Below are 15,152 nucleotides of genomic sequence, written 5' to 3'. Positions count from 1 at the left end.
CGACGAGAGGGTCTCTGGGAAATCGGCGTTTGCGTCAGAACTCGGCAGTGGCAGTGACGAGGGTAATCAGCTCTGCAAAGCCGTTCCCAGAGTTGTTATTTGTAAATCTCGGCGGTGGCGTGGTAGTTGCCTTCGTTACGGGCTTCGATCACGCGGTAGGCGGTCGCGCCTTTCGCGTCGGCTTTCTCCGACAACGCCTGGCGAATGTCGGTCGGCGCGCCGTCGATGCCGCTGACGGTAATGGTGCCGATAGATTGCAGATTGGCGGTCTGATCGTTAGTCACCAACTGGGCGGCAGACGCGCCGAAGGAGATGACGGACAGCAAACCGAGTGCAGCAACAGTAGTTTTCATGTTCATGATAGCGATCCTTGGTCATAACAGCCTGGAAGGGCTTGGCAGCGATTTTTATTCTTGAAGGCCGTTATGACAGCGTTTGATTCCAGAGATGTATTGCCCGTTGCCGGGTAATGCCGTTACTTATTTGTAGATTTCAGCGGTCGCGTGGAAGTTGCCGTCGTTGCGCGCTTCGATCACGCGGTAAGCGGTCGCCCCTTTGGCGTCGGCTTTGTCGGACAGTGCCTGGCGAATGTCGGAAGGCGCAGCAGCGACGCCGCTCACGGTGATCACACCGGCGGGCTGCAGTTTTGCGGCCTGGGTTGCATCAACAGATTGTGCTGCGAATGCACCAAAGGAAAGCATGGACAGAACGCTCAGGGTTGCAACGGTAGCTTTAATTTTCATCATCTCACCTCATCGTATTCTTTTATCAGTTCCAACGAACTGTGATTCAGTTCACGAAAATGAGTATACAGCTAGTAACGTGAAAAATTAATAGTTCGCTAACAGTTGCTAGTGAAACTTTAACCTCATGATCCTTATTTTTTATAACCGTAAGGAATAAAAAACGCTCATAAAACGATCTTTTGATGTTAAATTTATGTAATTTCAATAAGGTAAGTGATTTTGACCAAAAGTGCGGAAGATCACAGTGGGTACTGCTGGTTACATGGAGATGTCATGGAAATGTGTTGTTGCGGGATAAAAAAGCAGTGTTAAACGCGGTTGAAGGCTGGGAAGGTAACGCGAGGGTTAAAGAAGCGCTAACAAAATGCGGTTTACAGCCGCACTTTGTTAGCGCCAGGTTTCACAGCTCTTGTTCGAACACGCCCAAGATCGCTTCATGCAGCTTCTGAGCGGTAAAGCCGTTGGACGGGGTGACGAAAATCGTGTCGTCGCCGGCAATTGTGCCGAGGATGCCCTGGGATTTACCCAGTGAGTCGAGCAGGCGGGCGATCAGCTGTGCGGCGCCCGGGCTGGTGTGGATCACCACGACGGCATCGTTATGGTCGACGTCGAGCACCAGATTCTTCAATGGGCTGGTGGTGGTCGGCACGCCGAGTTCGGCAGGAAGGCAATACACCATTTCCATTTTGGCATTGCGCGTACGTACCGCGCCGAACTTGGTCAGCATGCGCGATACTTTGGATTGGTTAATGTTTTCGAAGCCTTCTTCTTGCAGCGCCAAAACGATCTCGCCTTGAGAACTGAATTTTTCTTCTTTCAATAACGCTTTGAACGTCTTGATCAGATCTTCCTGTTTTGCGGGATTACGCATTTTGCACCGTGGAATGTTGATAGTGGAAGTCATGATTATGCATATAGATGAATTTTTATGCAACAAAGGCCGCCCCAAAGAAAATAAAAATGACCGGACGGCGAGGAAAGGGCGGCATTTTAACAAAATCCGGCCGCGATGAATATGCCCTTTTGACGACGGAAAATCGGCCTGCGGTGGTAAATAAAATGTTATTAAAATGATGTTGTTCTGATGTTGCGTAAGGGTGTAATGTAACGGCCGGTTAACTTGCTCGTGAATAACCTCGCACTATTTTTGATTAGTGTGCGCTATGCCCTTCATGCGTAAGCGATTTAATCTAAAATGGGCGCGACAGCGGCCGTTTTATTACACCTGCAGGCAAGAATTGGCTAATTTATTGTTTTGAAAGGTGTAATAACTTAAGGTCCGTAACCAACACATTCACGGCGCTTTATATATTTAAGATAATAAAGGAGTATAGGATGAAAGTTGCAGTTCTCGGTGCTGCTGGCGGTATCGGCCAGGCCCTCGCCCTTCTACTCAAAACCCAGCTTCCTTCAGGTTCTGAACTCTCTCTCTACGACATTGCCCCCGTTACCCCAGGCGTTGCCGTCGACTTAAGCCACATCCCAACCGCAGTTAAAATCAAAGGCTTCAGCGGCGAAGACGCGACTCCGGCTCTGCACGGTGCGGACGTGGTGCTGATTTCCGCCGGCGTGGCCCGTAAGCCAGGCATGGATCGCTCTGACCTGTTCAACGTTAACGCCGGCATCGTGCGTAACCTGATTGAGCAAGTGGCGAAAACCTGCCCGAAAGCCTGCATCGGCATCATCACCAACCCGGTTAACACCACGGTCGCCATCGCGGCGGAAGTGCTGAAAAAAGCCGGCGTTTACGACAAGAACAAACTGTTCGGCGTGACTTCGCTGGATATCATCCGTTCCAATACCTTCGTGGCCGAGCTGAAAGGCAAGCAGCCTGAAGAACTGAACGTGCCGGTGATCGGCGGCCACTCTGGCGTGACCATCCTGCCTCTGCTGTCGCAGATCCCTGGCGTGAGCTTCACCGATCAGGAAGTGGCGGATCTGACCAAACGTATTCAGAACGCCGGCACTGAAGTGGTGGAAGCCAAAGCCGGCGGCGGGTCTGCAACGCTGTCCATGGGCCAGGCGGCCGCCCGTTTCGGTCTGTCTCTGGTGCGTGCGCTGCAGGGCGAGAAAGGCGTTGTGGAATGCGCTTACGTTGAAGGCGACGGCAAATACGCTCGCTTCTTCGCGCAGCCGCTGGTGCTGGGCAAGAACGGCGTTGAAGAACGCAAAGATATCGGCACCCTGAGCGCCTTCGAGCAGAAAGCACTGAACGAGATGCTGGACGTGCTGCATAAAGATATCGAACTGGGCGAGAAGTTCATCAATAACTGATCGACACCGATAGTCAGCCGATAAACGCCGCCGGACGCTGTTCCGGCGGTTTTTTTTGCTCCGCGTTCACGATTTGATGCGTGCTTTGCGATCCAGCAGGCAATCGCTGTGCGGATCGTAATAGCGGCTTGGCCAGATCTCCGAAGGGTGGATGCCTATCGCTTCGGCGATCAGCCATTCCCCCTTTGGCCACGGGCGCGACAGCGCATTGGCCAGCGTCGATGAGCTTAATCCGGCCTTGCGCGACACTGCCGCCAGCGTGGTGCCCTGCTTGCGTAGCGCCGCGATGATATCTGCCGGATGCCAATCTGGGTTCCTTGAATTCATGTTTACATTCCTTTTCTGATTAGCCAAAGTTGCGTTAGTGGTATAACTAACGGGTCATGGTTAAGCGTTTGAACAACGTGAAACGCTTATTAGGAAACAAGAATACCATTAAATTTCCTAAAAAATACCCAAGTAATTTCCAAAAAACGACATTGTCCACTATTGCCCAGAGATGATGGCTATGAAAAACGAGTGGTTTGCCGCCAAGGAACTGACAGGCATCGCAGGATTACCCTCCTCACCACAGGGAATCAATCTGATGGCCCGACGCGAAGGCTGGATCAGCCGCAGGCGTAAAGGCGTGCAGGGAAAAGCGTTGGAGTATCATATCGACAGCCTGCCTCCAGGCGTGCGTAACCTGCTGGCGCTGAAAGAAGACGGGGCGACATATGACGTAGAACGCCAGGATCCGTTGGCGGTCTGGATCGAGTATTACTACCATTTGACGGAGAGCGAGCGCGAGAAAATGGTGGCTTTCCTGATGCGGGAAGGGATTGGCGGCCTGCTGGCGCGTATCGACGAAGAGAGCAATACCTAGGCAGGCCCGCGTGGGCGGGCCTGATGAATGTATTGCGAAATTAAAATTTCTTAAAAATCGCGTTGTACCGCCAAATGGGCCAGGCCTTCCAGCGCCGTGCGGTGCTCCGAGGCCGGCAAGACCTGCAGCGCGGCGATCGCTTTGTCGGCTTCTTCCTCGGCGCGTTTGCGGGTGTATTCCAGCGAACCGCATTGCTGCATCGCCTGCAGCACCGGCTCCAACAGGTGGCGGCCGTTGCCTTGCTCAATCGCGCCGCGGATCATGTCACGCTGGGCGTCGTCGCCGTTGTGCATCGCGTGCAGCAGCGGCAGGGTCGGTTTCCCTTCGTTCAGATCGTCGCCGGTGTTTTTGCCCAGCGTGCTGCCGTCGGCGCTGTAGTCGAGCAGATCGTCGATCAGCTGGAAAGCGGTGCCGAGGTAGCGGCCATAATCTTGCAGCGCCTGTTCTTGCTCAGCGCTGGCGCCGGACAGGATCGCCGACGATTGCGCCGCCGCTTCAAACAGACGGGCGGTTTTGCTGTAGATCACCCGCATATAACTTTCTTCGCTGATGTCGGGATCGTGCACGTTCATCAACTGCAGCACTTCACCTTCGGCGATGACGTTGACCGCCTCCGACATCAGCGCCAGCACGCGCAGGGATTCCAGGCTGGTCATCATCTGGAAGGCGCGGGTATAGATAAAGTCGCCGACCAGCACGCTGGCGGCGTTGCCGAACGCTGCGTTGGCGGTGGCTTTGCCGCGGCGCATGTCCGATTCGTCGACGACGTCGTCATGCAACAGCGTGGCGGTATGAATGAATTCGATCAGGGCGGCTACGGTGACGTGCTTGTTGCCTTCGTAGCCCAACGCCCGCGCCGCCAGGACGGCGATCATCGGCCGGATGCGCTTACCGCCACCGCTGATAATGTAATAGCCAAGCTGATTGATGAGCGTGACATCGGAATTCAGCTGTTCGAGAATTGTTGCGTTCACGGCCGCCATATCTTGCGCGGTTAACTCGGTAATTTGCTCTAGGTTCATTGTGTTTTTTTCAGCTGTGTTTCTCTTCACCGCGTTGAGATCGCTGCTCACATCGGTACATGGCGGTAACTGTCCCTATGATTGTACTTGAAAAACGGTTCAGATAAACGCCACGAAAGAAACTGCGCTTTTTTTCTTCTTTTTTCTCCTTCTGGTCTTATTCTGCTCTTGTCATGCGCCGCTTTTTTGCGTAGAATTCGCGCCCTATTGTGAATATTTATAGCGCGCTCTGAACTAACACAGTCGGGCACGCGGAAAGCGGAGTTTTATATGTACGCGGTTTTCCAAAGTGGTGGTAAACAACACCGAGTAAGCGAAGGTCAGACCGTTCGCTTGGAAAAGCTGGACATCGCAACTGGTGAAGCGGTTGAGTTTGACCAGATTCTGATGATCGCTAATGGCGAAGATATCAAAATCGGCGTTCCTTTCGTCGATGGCGGCAAGATCAAAGCTGAAGTCGTTGCTCACGGTCGTGGCGAGAAAATTAAAATCGTTAAGTTTCGTCGTCGTAAACACCACCGTAAGCAGCAGGGCCACCGTCAGTGGTTCACTGACGTTAAAATCACCGGCATCAGCGCTTAAGTTAGGAGAGCGGATTAATGGCACACAAAAAGGCTGGCGGCTCGACTCGTAACGGTCGCGATTCAGAAGCTAAACGTCTGGGCGTAAAACGCTTTGGCGGCGAAGCAGTACTGGCAGGCAGCATCATCGTTCGTCAGCGCGGCACCAAATTCCACGCTGGTACCAACGTGGGTTGCGGCAAAGACCACACTCTGTTTGCTTTGAAAGACGGTAAAGTCAAATTCGAAGTTAAAGGCCCGAGCAATCGTAAATTCATCAGCATCGAAGCTGAATAATTTTTCGAGCCTTACGAAATAGATGTAAGCCCCGCAATTCGTTGCGGGGCTTTTTACATTTATGGGTTGCCTGAGGGTTGGCCCGTCAGCGTTGGCGAAGGTGATATGGATACGAAGCAGCAGGTCGGCGTTGGTATTTCTTTGGCGTTAACCACGGCGGTTTGCTGGGGCGCGTTGCCGATCGCGATGAAAGAAGTGTTGGTGGTGATGGAGCCGTTTACCGTTGTCTGGTATCGCTTTACCATGGCCGCCATCGGTTTGGGCCTGATCCTTGCGGTGCGCGGCAAGCTGCCGCCGCTGACGATGTTCCGCCAGCCGCGTTGGCTGCTGCTGTTGGCGATCGCGACGGCGGGGCTGCTGGGCAACTTTGTGTTCTTCAGCTCCTCGCTGCAATACCTGAGCCCGACGGCGTCGCAGGTGATTGGCCAGCTGTCGCCAGTCGGTATGATGTTCGCCAGCGTGCTGATTTTAAAAGAGCGCATGCGCATCACCCAGGTCATTGGCGCCCTGATGCTGATTTGCGGGCTGATGCTGTTTTTCAACGTCAGTCTGATAGAGATCTTCACCCGGCTGACGGACTACACGCTGGGCGTCATGCTGGGCGTGTGTGCGGCGATGGTCTGGGTGAGCTATGGCGTGGCGCAGAAGGTGTTGCTGCGCCGGCTGGCTTCGCCGCAGATCCTGGTTATGTTGTACACTTTATGTGCGATTGCGTTGTTCCCTCTGGCCAAACCCGAGGTGATTTTCCAGCTTAGCGGCTGGCAATTGGCGTGCCTGCTGTTTTGCGGCGCCAACACGCTGATCGGCTATGGCGCGCTGGCAGAAGCGATGGCGCGCTGGCAGGCGGCGCAGGTGAGCGCGTTGGTTACGCTGACCCCGCTGTTTACCCTGCTGTTTTCAGATTTATTGGCGCTGGCTTGGCCCCAGGCATTCGCCATGCCGACGCTGAACATCGTCGGCTATGTCGGTGCGTTTGTGGTTGTGGCGGGCGCCATGTTTTCCGCAATTGGTCACCGGTGGTGGCCGCGACGGGCAGACCCCCCCCTGGTTGCTCCTTTGAAGCAGCCCGGTGAATGATTTACGGAGACGGTAAATGAAGTTTGTAGATGAAGCAGCGATTCTGGTCGTTGCAGGCGACGGCGGCAACGGGTGCGTCAGCTTCCGCCGCGAAAAATATATCCCGAACGGTGGGCCTGACGGCGGTGACGGCGGCGACGGCGGCGACGTCTACCTGCTGGCGGACGAGAACCTTAACACCCTGATCGACTACCGCTTTGAGAAGTCTTTCCGCGCCGAACGCGGCCAGAATGGCCAGAGCCGCGACTGTACCGGCAAACGCGGTAAAGACGTCATCATCAAGGTACCGGTCGGCACGCGCGTGAAGGATCAGGGCACCGGCGAGATCCTCGGCGACATGACCCGCCACGAGCAGAAGCTGATGGTCGCCAAAGGCGGCTGGCACGGTCTGGGCAACACCCGTTTCAAATCTTCGGTCAACCGCGCGCCGCGTCAGAAGACGCTGGGTACCGCCGGCGAAGCGCGTGACCTGTTGCTGGAGCTGTTGCTGCTGGCCGATGTGGGCATGCTGGGGCTGCCGAACGCCGGCAAATCGACCTTCATCCGCGCGGTGTCCGCCGCCAAGCCGAAGGTGGCCGATTATCCGTTTACCACGCTGGTGCCGAGCCTGGGCGTGGTGCGCATGGATCACGAGCAGAGCTTTGTGGTCGCCGACATTCCGGGGCTGATCGAGGGCGCCTCCGAAGGCGCCGGCCTGGGTATTCGTTTCCTGAAACACCTGGAGCGTTGCCGCGTGCTGCTGCACCTGGTGGACATCGCGCCGATCGACGAATCCGATCCGGTGGAAAACGCCAAAGTCATCATCAACGAGTTGAACCAATACAGCGAAAATCTGGCGCAGAAGCCGCGCTGGCTGGTGTTCAACAAAATTGATGTGATTGGTGAGGAAGAAGCCGCCGAACGCGCCAAGGCGATTGTGGAAGGCATGGGCTGGGAAGGGAAGTACTACATGATCTCCGCCGCCAACCGCGAAGGCGTCAACGCGCTGTGCTGGGACGTGATGAACTTCATCAACACCCAGCCGAAAGCGATGGCGATCGAAGAAAGCGCACCGGAAAAAGTCGAATTCATGTGGGATGACTACCACCGCGAGCAAATTGCGGAAGTGGAAGCCGAAGCGGAAGATGACTGGGATGACGACTGGGACGAAGACGACGACGAAGGCGTCGAAATCATTTACCAGAAGTAATTCGGTGATAAAGGGCTCAGCAACGCTGGGCCCTTATTATTTGAGCGCCTTTTCCGGCAGCCAGCACTGGGCATTCAGGCCGCGCGCATCGCGGCGGTTTTCCAGCGTCAAACGCCCCTGGTGCAGTTGCGCGATGCGGATCACGATATTCAGGCCCAGTCCGCTGCCGCCGTAGCGTTGATCCATGCGGCGAAACGCCTGCGTCAGCTCCCCGACCATTTCTTCCTTGATTCCCGGGCCATCGTCGATGACCTGCAGCAGATAGCCGTTGTCTTGCGGCGTTAACCGCACCTGTATCGCGCCGCCTTCCGGGCCGTAACGGTGAGCGTTTTCGACCAGGTTGCGCAGCAGAAGCCGCAGCAGCACCGGATCGCCGTTCACTGTGGCAGCAGCCGGCAATTGCCAGCCCAGCGTCTGCCCGCGTTGGGCGGCCATTTCGTCGAGCTCTTCGCGCAGCGGCTGGATCACATTGGCCACCCAATCGAAATGCTGATAATGGCCGCTGGCGAAGTCTTGCCCGGCGCGCGACAGCATCAGCAACTGCTCGACGGTATGCATCAGCTGATCGATGCGGGCGATCAGCGCCTGGCTGCCCTTGACGCCTTGTTTTTCCATCAATTCCAGATGCAGGCGGATGCCGGCCAGCGGCGTGCGCAGTTCGTGGGCGGCGTCGGCGGTGAACAGGCGTTCCTGTTGAATGGTGTTGTCCAACCGTGAGAACAGCTGATTGAGCGCATTGGTGACGGCCACCATTTCCTGGCTATCGCTGGTGATCGGCAGCGGCGTCAGGTTATCGGCAGAGCGCTTTTCCAGCCGCTGTTGCAGTTGGTTGAGTGGGCGGATGATCCAGCTGATAGCCCAGAATGACGCCAACAGGGTGACGATCATCATGATCAGCGAAGGCGCCAACAGCGATGCGATGGCCTCGGCGATCTCGGTATCGACGCGTTCGGTACGCACTTTGGCGGACAGGGTTTCGTCCACCAGGAAGCTGATCTGCTCCTGGCTTTCGTGCCACAGCCAGAAGGCGCTGATGAGTTGCGTGACCAGCAGGATCAGCGCCAGCATCAGCAGCAGGCGGCGGCGCATGCTGATCATGACGAGGGTTCCAGGCGGTAGCCGATGCCGCGCACGGTGCGAATGCGATCCTTGCCCAGTTTGCGGCGCAGGTTGTGAATATGCACTTCCAGGGTGTTGGAACCTAAATCATCTTGCCAGGTGTAGAGATCCTGCTGCAGGAGTTCGCGGTTGACCGTCTGCCCGGCACGCATGATCAGGCGCGCCAGAATGGCGAACTCTTTCGGCGTGACCTCCACCGGCTGCTGTTGCAGATAGACCTGCTGGCTGGAGAGATTCAACTGCAGGTCATCCACCTGCATCAGATTGTCGCTGTGGCCCTGGTAGCGCCGCAGGAGAGCGCGCACGCGCGCCTGCAGCTCAACCAGCGCGAAGGGTTTGACCAGGTAGTCGTCGGCGCCGGCGTCCAGCCCATCGACGCGGTCTTCCAGGGCGTCGCGGGCGGTCAGGATCAGCACCGGCAGATCGATCTGCTGGCGGCGCCACTGCCGCAGCAGCGCTGCGCCGTCCATGTCCGGCAGGCCGAGATCCAGGATCACCATGCTGTATTGGCTGGTGATGAGCAGGCTGCTGGCCTCCGCCGCTGTGGCGGCGCAGTCGCACACGTAGCCTTCACCGGTCAGCGCCAGCGCCAGCCCTTGTTGCAGCAGTTCATCATCTTCAACGACCAGCAGCTTCATGGCGATCCTCAGTTGTTTTGGTAAATATCCCGATACAGGCGGCTTTCGAAACGCACCAGCGGTGCGCGGCGCTGTTTCTGATCTTCCGGCGGCACGGCGTAGCCGGAGAGATACTGCACGAAGGCCATGCGCTGGCCGCTGGCGGTAGTGATGAAGCCCGCCAGGTTGTAGACGCCCTGCAGCGCGCCGGTCTTGGCCGACACCTTGCCGTCTACGCCAGCCTCATGCAGGCCGCCGCGGTAGCGCAGGGTGCCATCATAGCCGGACAGCGGCAGCATCGAGATAAAGTTCAGCTCGTTGTCGTGCTGCGCGATGTACTGCAGCGCCTGCATCATGGTCGCTGGGGCCAGCAGGTTGTGGCGCGACAGGCCGGAACCGTCGGCGATGATGGTGTTGCCCAGATCGATGCCGGCCTTCTGGCGCAGCACCTGCCGTACCGCATCAGAACCGGCTCGCCAGGTGCCCGGCACGCCGAAGCGTTCGTGCCCGATGGTGCGGAAGACGGTATCGGCGATCATGTTGTCCGATTTCTTCAGCATGATTTTCAACAGATCGTGCAGCGGCGCCGACTGGGTTTGCGCGATCACCGTGCCGGTGATGCCGGGGCGCGTCTGGCGTTTCAAATGCCCGTCGATCTGGATGTCGGCCTGCTTCAGTTCGTCTTTCAGGATGGCGCCCGCATAGCTGGCACCATCCTGGATGGCGAAGGCCAGCGGCAACGGCTCGCTGCGCTGCGTCAGGCAGCCGGTCAGGGTAAAGCGGTTCAGCTCGCCCGGCACCACGTCCAGCTCGCAGTACTGCGCGTCTGCGGAGCCGCGCGCCAGGGTGCGCACCTGGCTAAACATATTAACCGGATAATAGGAGGCGACGCGGATAAACGCCATGTCGCCCGGATTCGGCGCGCTGTACAGCGAGACCGAGAAACAGTTGCGATCGACAATGGCGGCGGCCGGCGGCGCGCTGAAGCACTGCGTCAGATCGTTCCACGGCCAGCCGGGCGCCTTGTCATGGCTGGCGAAGACCGAGGTATCGACCAGCACGTCGCCGCTGATTTGGCGCACGCCCTGCTTTTTCAGGACGGCCACCATATTGCGCAGGCTCTGGCGTTTGAAGGTCGGATCGCCGCTGAAGCGGGCGATCAGGTTGCCGCGCAGCACGCCGTCGCGAATATCGCCCTGGCTCTCCAGCGTGGTGGTGAAACGGTAATCGGGCCCGAGTTGCAATAGCGCAGCCAGCGCCGTCAGCACTTTTTGGGTACTGGCCGGCAGCGCCATCTGCTGAGAGTGGTAATCGATCGTCGGCGCACCGGCGCCGATCTTCTGAACGACCAGGGCAAGGTTGGCCCCATCAGGCAGATATTGTGTGTACTCTTCAACCGGGGCCGCATTCGCATTCAGAACAAATGCGCAAGCCAATGCACTGACAATTCGTGAAAAACGCATAATCTCGGGATAACAGCTGGATAACGTGCCGTCATACTACGGTGCAATCAGGGAAAAAGTAAACGATGACCCTCAAGGAACTCTAGGCTAAAATGCGTATCAAAATGCAAAACCGATCTTGGCTTGGGCTCCGTTCCGAGTCAGGTTTCTTTTGTTTGTCGCCTGGAGGCGGGGGGCGGTATGCCAACCGTGTTTTCATACGAATACGTCAGGATGACGGTTATTTGAACAGGAAAGATTTAGAGGTATTTATACGATGAACCAAATTCCGATGACCTTGTTTGGCGCTGAAAAACTGCGCGAAGAGCTCGAATATCTGAAAAGCGTGCGCCGCCCGAAAATCATTGCGGATATCGCTGAAGCGCGTGAACACGGCGACTTGAAAGAAAATGCCGAGTACCATGCCGCCCGCGAACAGCAGGGTTTCTGCGAAGGCCGCATTCAGGAAATCGAAGCCAAACTGTCCAATGCGCAGGTGATCGATATCACCAAGATGCCGAACACCGGCCGGGTGATCTTCGGCGCCACCGTATCGGTGATGAATCTGGACAGTGAAGAAGAAGTGACTTACCGCATCGTTGGCGACGATGAGGCCGATTTCAAGAAAAATCTGATTTCGGTAAACTCGCCGATGGCGCGCGGCCTGATTGGCAAAGAGCAAGACGATGTGGTAGTAATCAAAACCCCAGGCGGCGACGTGGAATACGAGATCCTGAAGGTCGAGTATCTCTGATCGGGATCGTTGGTCATTAATGCGCCAACGTTTTGTAAAGATAGGAAAAAGGCCGCAAGCGGCCTTTTATCTTGGTCAGGCGCATGGCACCTTTTCGTTAACCTGATGGTTATTAACGCGGTAGACTGATCTTGCGCTCTTTCGACGGGCGGTAAAGAATAAGCGTACTGCCGATAACTTGCACATTGCAGGCGCCCGTTTCACGCACGATAGCGTCGGCGATCAGGGTTTTGGTTTCGCGATCTTCAGCGGCGATTTTTACCTTGATCAGCTCATGATGCTCCAGAGCCTGTTCAATTTCAGCCAGCACCCCTTCGGTAAGACCGTTATTGCCCAGCATCACCACCGGTTTTAACGGATGCGCCAGGCCTTTCAGGTGCTGTTTTTGTTTATTATTCAGATTCATTGTCTTTTTTGCTTAAGTTGGGATTGAAAACGGTACATTCTACCGCCATCTCATGTATATCACCAAATCGGTCTTCACCGGTGTGAGTCTACGTGAGCAGCGACCCTGACATAAGACTCTTTTTATGATAGTTGGAAAACGAGATGGCTAATAAAAAGCGTTCGGCTAGCTCCAGTCGCTGGTTACAAGAACACTTTAGCGATAAATATGTACAGCAGGCGCAGAAAAAGGGACTGCGTTCCCGTGCCTGGTTTAAACTTGATGAAATACAGCAGAGCGACAAACTGTTCAAACCGGGCATGACCGTGGTTGACCTGGGCGCCGCACCGGGCGGCTGGTCGCAGTATGTGGTCACCCAAATCGGCGGTACCGGGCGCATCATCGCCTGTGATATTTTGCCAATGGATCCTATCGTTGGCGTCGATTTCCTTCAGGGCGATTTTCGTGATGAACTGGTGCTGAAGGCACTGTTGGAACGAGTAGGCGAGAGTAAGGTTCAGGTGGTCATGTCCGATATGGCCCCGAATATGAGTGGCACCCCGGCGGTCGATATTCCAAGGTCGATGTATCTGGTGGAGTTGGCGCTGGATATGTGTCGTGATGTCCTCGCACCAGGCGGAAGTTTCCTGGTGAAGGTGTTCCAGGGAGATGGCTTTGACGAGTACCTACGGGAAATTCGCTCCCTGTTTACGAAGGTTAAGATTCGTAAGCCAGACGCTTCCCGCGCCCGTTCGCGCGAAGTGTACATTGTAGCGACAGGGCGCAAACTGTAGTACCCTAACGCTGTTTGTTAACACAGTTGTAAGATGAGGTTAATCCCTTGAGTGACATGGCGAAAAACCTAATTCTCTGGTTAGTCATCGCGGTAGTGTTGATGTCTGTATTCCAGAGCTTTGGGCCCAGCGAGTCGAATGGCCGTAGGGTGGATTACTCTACCTTCATGTCCGAACTGACCCAGGACCAGGTTCGCGAAGCGCGAATCAACGGACGTGAAATTAACGTTACCAAGAAAGACAGTAACAAATACACGACCTACATCCCTGTCAACGATCCTAAGTTGCTGGATACGTTGTTAACGAAGAATGTGAAAGTTGTCGGCGAGCCGCCTGAAGAGCCGAGCCTGCTGGCTTCTATCTTTATCTCCTGGTTCCCGATGCTGTTGCTGATCGGGGTCTGGATCTTCTTTATGCGGCAAATGCAGGGCGGCGGCGGCAAGGGCGCGATGTCCTTCGGCAAGAGCAAGGCCCGCATGCTGACGGAAGACCAGATCAAGACCACTTTCGCCGATGTCGCCGGGTGTGACGAAGCGAAAGAAGAGGTGAGCGAACTGGTGGAATACCTGCGCGAACCGAGCCGTTTCCAGAAGCTGGGCGGCAAGATCCCGAAAGGCGTGCTGATGGTTGGCCCGCCGGGGACCGGTAAAACGCTGTTGGCGAAAGCGATCGCCGGCGAAGCGAAGGTGCCGTTCTTCACCATTTCCGGTTCCGACTTCGTCGAAATGTTCGTCGGCGTGGGCGCATCCCGCGTGCGTGACATGTTCGAACAAGCGAAGAAAGCCGCGCCGTGCATCATCTTCATCGATGAAATCGACGCCGTCGGCCGCCAGCGTGGTGCCGGCCTGGGTGGCGGTCACGATGAGCGCGAGCAGACCCTGAACCAGATGCTGGTTGAGATGGACGGTTTCGAAGGCAACGAGGGCATCATCGTCATCGCGGCCACCAACCGTCCGGACGTGCTTGACCCCGCGCTGCTGCGCCCGGGCCGTTTCGACCGTCAGGTCGTGGTCGGGCTGCCGGATGTGCGTGGCCGTGAGCAGATCCTGAAGGTGCACATGCGCCGCGTGCCGTTGGCTGCCGACATCGACGCCTCCGTCATTGCGCGCGGTACGCCGGGCTTCTCCGGTGCCGATCTGGCCAACCTGGTCAACGAAGCGGCGCTGTTCGCCGCCCGCGGCAACAAGCGCGTGGTGTCGATGGTGGAGTTCGAGAAAGCCAAAGACAAGATCATGATGGGTGCGGAACGCCGCTCCATGGTAATGACCGAAGCGCAGAAAGAGTCGACCGCGTATCACGAAGCGGGCCACGCCATCATTGGCCGCCTGGTTCCTGAACATGATCCGGTACATAAAGTGACGATCATTCCTCGTGGCCGTGCGCTCGGCGTGACCTTCTTCCTGCCGGAAGGGGATGCGATCAGCGCCAGCCGTCAGAAGCTGGAGAGCCAAATCTCCACCCTGTACGGCGGCCGTCTGGCGGAAGAGATCATCTACGGGCCGGAAAAAGTCTCTACCGGTGCGTCGAACGACATCAAAGTGGCGACCTCCATCGCCCGCAACATGGTGACCCAATGGGGCTTCTCCGAGAAGCTGGGGCCGCTGCTGTATGCGGAAGAAGAGGGTGAAGTGTTCCTGGGCCGTTCCGTGGCCAAGGCGAAGCACATGTCGGATGAAACCGCGCGTATCATCGACCAGGAAGTGAAGTCGCTGATCGAACGCAACTACACGCGTGCTCGCTCGCTGCTGATGGAAAACATGGACATCCTGCACTCGATGAAGGATGCGCTGATGAAGTATGAAACCATCGATGCGCCGCAGATCGACGATCTGATGAACCGCAAAGACGTGCGTCCGCCGGCGGGCTGGGACGATGCGAACAAAGGCAACAGCTCCGACAACGGCGGCACCCCGAAAGCCCCGACGCCGGTAGATGAGCCGCGCACCCCAACGCCGGGCAACACCATGTCCGAACAGCTCGACAAGTAACAACGGCTGTGTAATAACATCAA

The 15,152-nt window shown here is 56.5% G+C and carries 18 protein-coding genes; 9 read left to right on the top strand and 9 right to left on the bottom strand.

Going from position 1 to position 15,152, the window contains the following annotated elements; all coding sequences use genetic code 11:
- Nucleotides 1-95: 95 nt before the first annotated feature.
- The 3 genes from yhcN (ACMGF9_RS21650) to argR form a co-directional block, all read right to left on the bottom strand.
- Complete coding sequence (yhcN, locus tag ACMGF9_RS21650) at nt 96-359, bottom strand: peroxide/acid stress response protein YhcN (RefSeq protein ID WP_004933578.1); 264 nt, start codon at nt 357-359, stop codon at nt 96-98.
- A 120-nt stretch (nt 360-479) separates the two neighbouring features.
- A complete protein-coding gene (yhcN, locus tag ACMGF9_RS21645) occupies nt 480-743 on the bottom strand; it encodes a peroxide/acid stress response protein YhcN (protein WP_004933574.1) in 264 nt (87 codons plus the stop codon).
- A gap of 403 nt (nt 744-1,146) precedes the next feature.
- On the bottom strand, nt 1,147-1,617 hold the full coding sequence (gene argR, locus ACMGF9_RS21640; RefSeq protein WP_004933572.1) for a transcriptional regulator ArgR: 471 nt from the start codon (nt 1,615-1,617) through the stop codon (nt 1,147-1,149).
- 464 nt (nt 1,618-2,081) lie between these two features.
- Between argR and mdh the strand changes: the two genes are divergently transcribed.
- The gene (gene mdh / locus ACMGF9_RS21635) at nt 2,082-3,020 is read left to right on the top strand and encodes a malate dehydrogenase (RefSeq protein WP_004933569.1); all 939 of its coding nucleotides are present in this window, start codon (nt 2,082-2,084) and stop codon (nt 3,018-3,020) included.
- A gap of 66 nt (nt 3,021-3,086) precedes the next feature.
- Here the strand turns inward: mdh and ACMGF9_RS21630 are convergent, their stop codons facing one another.
- Nucleotides 3,087-3,347, bottom strand: coding sequence for a helix-turn-helix domain-containing protein (locus tag ACMGF9_RS21630; RefSeq protein WP_004933567.1), 261 nt, complete (start codon nt 3,345-3,347; stop codon nt 3,087-3,089).
- 181 nt (nt 3,348-3,528) lie between these two features.
- On the opposite strand from ACMGF9_RS21630, the gene ACMGF9_RS21625 reads away from it, so the two are divergent.
- Nucleotides 3,529-3,885 carry a DNA-binding protein gene (locus tag ACMGF9_RS21625; RefSeq protein ID WP_015376406.1) on the top strand — a complete coding sequence of 119 codons (357 nt, stop codon included), beginning with the start codon at nt 3,529-3,531 and terminating at the stop codon, nt 3,883-3,885.
- Between the two features lie 50 nt (nt 3,886-3,935).
- On the opposite strand, the gene ispB is transcribed toward ACMGF9_RS21625, so the two are convergent.
- Nucleotides 3,936-4,907 carry an octaprenyl diphosphate synthase gene (ispB, locus tag ACMGF9_RS21620; RefSeq protein WP_016929331.1) on the bottom strand — a complete coding sequence of 324 codons (972 nt, stop codon included), beginning with the start codon at nt 4,905-4,907 and terminating at the stop codon, nt 3,936-3,938.
- Between the two features lie 270 nt (nt 4,908-5,177).
- Here ispB and rplU point away from each other — a divergent pair, with 270 nt between their 5' ends.
- The 4 genes from rplU to cgtA all read left to right on the top strand — a co-directional run bounded on the left by rplU (nt 5,178) and on the right by cgtA (nt 8,030).
- Nucleotides 5,178-5,489, top strand: a complete 312-nt coding sequence (gene rplU / locus ACMGF9_RS21615; RefSeq protein WP_004933561.1) for a 50S ribosomal protein L21 — start codon at nt 5,178-5,180, stop codon at nt 5,487-5,489.
- Between the two features lie 17 nt (nt 5,490-5,506).
- Nucleotides 5,507-5,764 carry a 50S ribosomal protein L27 gene (rpmA, locus tag ACMGF9_RS21610; RefSeq protein WP_004933559.1) on the top strand — a complete coding sequence of 86 codons (258 nt, stop codon included), beginning with the start codon at nt 5,507-5,509 and terminating at the stop codon, nt 5,762-5,764.
- 105 nt (nt 5,765-5,869) lie between these two features.
- Nucleotides 5,870-6,841 (top strand): DMT family transporter, encoded by a 972-nt coding sequence (locus tag ACMGF9_RS21605; protein ID WP_016929330.1) that lies wholly within the window; start codon nt 5,870-5,872, stop codon nt 6,839-6,841.
- Between the two features lie 16 nt (nt 6,842-6,857).
- Entirely contained in the window at nt 6,858-8,030 is a 1,173-nt protein-coding gene (gene cgtA / locus ACMGF9_RS21600; protein ID WP_004933553.1) for an Obg family GTPase CgtA, read from the top strand.
- Nucleotides 8,031-8,066: 36 nt separating this feature from the next.
- On the opposite strand, the gene pmrB is transcribed toward cgtA, so the two are convergent.
- The 3 genes from pmrB to dacB are packed head-to-tail and all read right to left on the bottom strand — an operon-like array spanning nt 8,067 to nt 11,229.
- A complete protein-coding gene (pmrB, locus tag ACMGF9_RS21595; protein ID WP_118892521.1) occupies nt 8,067-9,128 on the bottom strand; it encodes a two-component system sensor histidine kinase PmrB in 1,062 nt (353 codons plus the stop codon).
- Nucleotides 9,125-9,787, bottom strand: coding sequence for a two-component system response regulator PmrA (gene pmrA, locus ACMGF9_RS21590; RefSeq protein WP_004933545.1), 663 nt, complete (start codon nt 9,785-9,787; stop codon nt 9,125-9,127). Before pmrA ends, pmrB begins: the two co-directional genes overlap by 4 nt.
- A gap of 8 nt (nt 9,788-9,795) precedes the next feature.
- Complete coding sequence (gene dacB / locus ACMGF9_RS21585) at nt 9,796-11,229, bottom strand: serine-type D-Ala-D-Ala carboxypeptidase (RefSeq protein WP_015376410.1); 1,434 nt, start codon at nt 11,227-11,229, stop codon at nt 9,796-9,798.
- A 256-nt stretch (nt 11,230-11,485) separates the two neighbouring features.
- Here dacB and greA point away from each other — a divergent pair, with 256 nt between their 5' ends.
- Nucleotides 11,486-11,962 carry a transcription elongation factor GreA gene (gene greA, locus ACMGF9_RS21580; RefSeq protein ID WP_004933539.1) on the top strand — a complete coding sequence of 159 codons (477 nt, stop codon included), beginning with the start codon at nt 11,486-11,488 and terminating at the stop codon, nt 11,960-11,962.
- Between the two features lie 112 nt (nt 11,963-12,074).
- Here the strand turns inward: greA and yhbY are convergent, their stop codons facing one another.
- Nucleotides 12,075-12,368, bottom strand: coding sequence for a ribosome assembly RNA-binding protein YhbY (gene yhbY / locus ACMGF9_RS21575; protein WP_004933536.1), 294 nt, complete (start codon nt 12,366-12,368; stop codon nt 12,075-12,077).
- 143 nt (nt 12,369-12,511) lie between these two features.
- Between yhbY and rlmE the strand changes: the two genes are divergently transcribed.
- Nucleotides 12,512-13,141, top strand: a complete 630-nt coding sequence (gene rlmE / locus ACMGF9_RS21570; RefSeq protein WP_004933533.1) for a 23S rRNA (uridine(2552)-2'-O)-methyltransferase RlmE — start codon at nt 12,512-12,514, stop codon at nt 13,139-13,141.
- Between the two features lie 56 nt (nt 13,142-13,197).
- Nucleotides 13,198-15,129 (top strand): ATP-dependent zinc metalloprotease FtsH, encoded by a 1,932-nt coding sequence (gene ftsH, locus ACMGF9_RS21565; RefSeq protein ID WP_004933529.1) that lies wholly within the window; start codon nt 13,198-13,200, stop codon nt 15,127-15,129.
- The last annotated feature ends 23 nt before the right edge of the window (nt 15,130-15,152 follow it).

Source organism: Serratia sp. BNK-23, from assembly GCF_047456145.1.
Lineage (GTDB): Bacteria > Pseudomonadota > Gammaproteobacteria > Enterobacterales > Enterobacteriaceae > Serratia > Serratia nematodiphila.
The sequence above is the reverse complement of the archived record's forward strand: the minus strand, read 5'-3'. Positions and strand labels throughout refer to the sequence as shown.

Coding starts and splice junctions, on each gene's coding strand:
- yhcN (WP_004933578.1), bottom strand. CDS start 359: ATGAACATGAAAACTACTGTTGCTGCACTCGGTTTGCTGTCCGTCATC.
- yhcN (WP_004933574.1), bottom strand. CDS start 743: ATGAAAATTAAAGCTACCGTTGCAACCCTGAGCGTTCTGTCCATGCTT.
- argR (WP_004933572.1), bottom strand. CDS start 1,617: ATGCGTAATCCCGCAAAACAGGAAGATCTGATCAAGACGTTCAAAGCG.
- mdh (WP_004933569.1), top strand. CDS start 2,082: ATGAAAGTTGCAGTTCTCGGTGCTGCTGGCGGTATCGGCCAGGCCCTC.
- ACMGF9_RS21630 (WP_004933567.1), bottom strand. CDS start 3,347: ATGAATTCAAGGAACCCAGATTGGCATCCGGCAGATATCATCGCGGCG.
- ACMGF9_RS21625 (WP_015376406.1), top strand. CDS start 3,529: ATGAAAAACGAGTGGTTTGCCGCCAAGGAACTGACAGGCATCGCAGGA.
- ispB (WP_016929331.1), bottom strand. CDS start 4,907: ATGAACCTAGAGCAAATTACCGAGTTAACCGCGCAAGATATGGCGGCC.
- rplU (WP_004933561.1), top strand. CDS start 5,178: ATGTACGCGGTTTTCCAAAGTGGTGGTAAACAACACCGAGTAAGCGAA.
- rpmA (WP_004933559.1), top strand. CDS start 5,507: ATGGCACACAAAAAGGCTGGCGGCTCGACTCGTAACGGTCGCGATTCA.
- ACMGF9_RS21605 (WP_016929330.1), top strand. CDS start 5,870: ATGGATACGAAGCAGCAGGTCGGCGTTGGTATTTCTTTGGCGTTAACC.
- cgtA (WP_004933553.1), top strand. CDS start 6,858: ATGAAGTTTGTAGATGAAGCAGCGATTCTGGTCGTTGCAGGCGACGGC.
- pmrB (WP_118892521.1), bottom strand. CDS start 9,128: ATGATCAGCATGCGCCGCCGCCTGCTGCTGATGCTGGCGCTGATCCTG.
- pmrA (WP_004933545.1), bottom strand. CDS start 9,787: ATGAAGCTGCTGGTCGTTGAAGATGATGAACTGCTGCAACAAGGGCTG.
- dacB (WP_015376410.1), bottom strand. CDS start 11,229: ATGCGTTTTTCACGAATTGTCAGTGCATTGGCTTGCGCATTTGTTCTG.
- greA (WP_004933539.1), top strand. CDS start 11,486: ATGAACCAAATTCCGATGACCTTGTTTGGCGCTGAAAAACTGCGCGAA.
- yhbY (WP_004933536.1), bottom strand. CDS start 12,368: ATGAATCTGAATAATAAACAAAAACAGCACCTGAAAGGCCTGGCGCAT.
- rlmE (WP_004933533.1), top strand. CDS start 12,512: ATGGCTAATAAAAAGCGTTCGGCTAGCTCCAGTCGCTGGTTACAAGAA.
- ftsH (WP_004933529.1), top strand. CDS start 13,198: ATGGCGAAAAACCTAATTCTCTGGTTAGTCATCGCGGTAGTGTTGATG.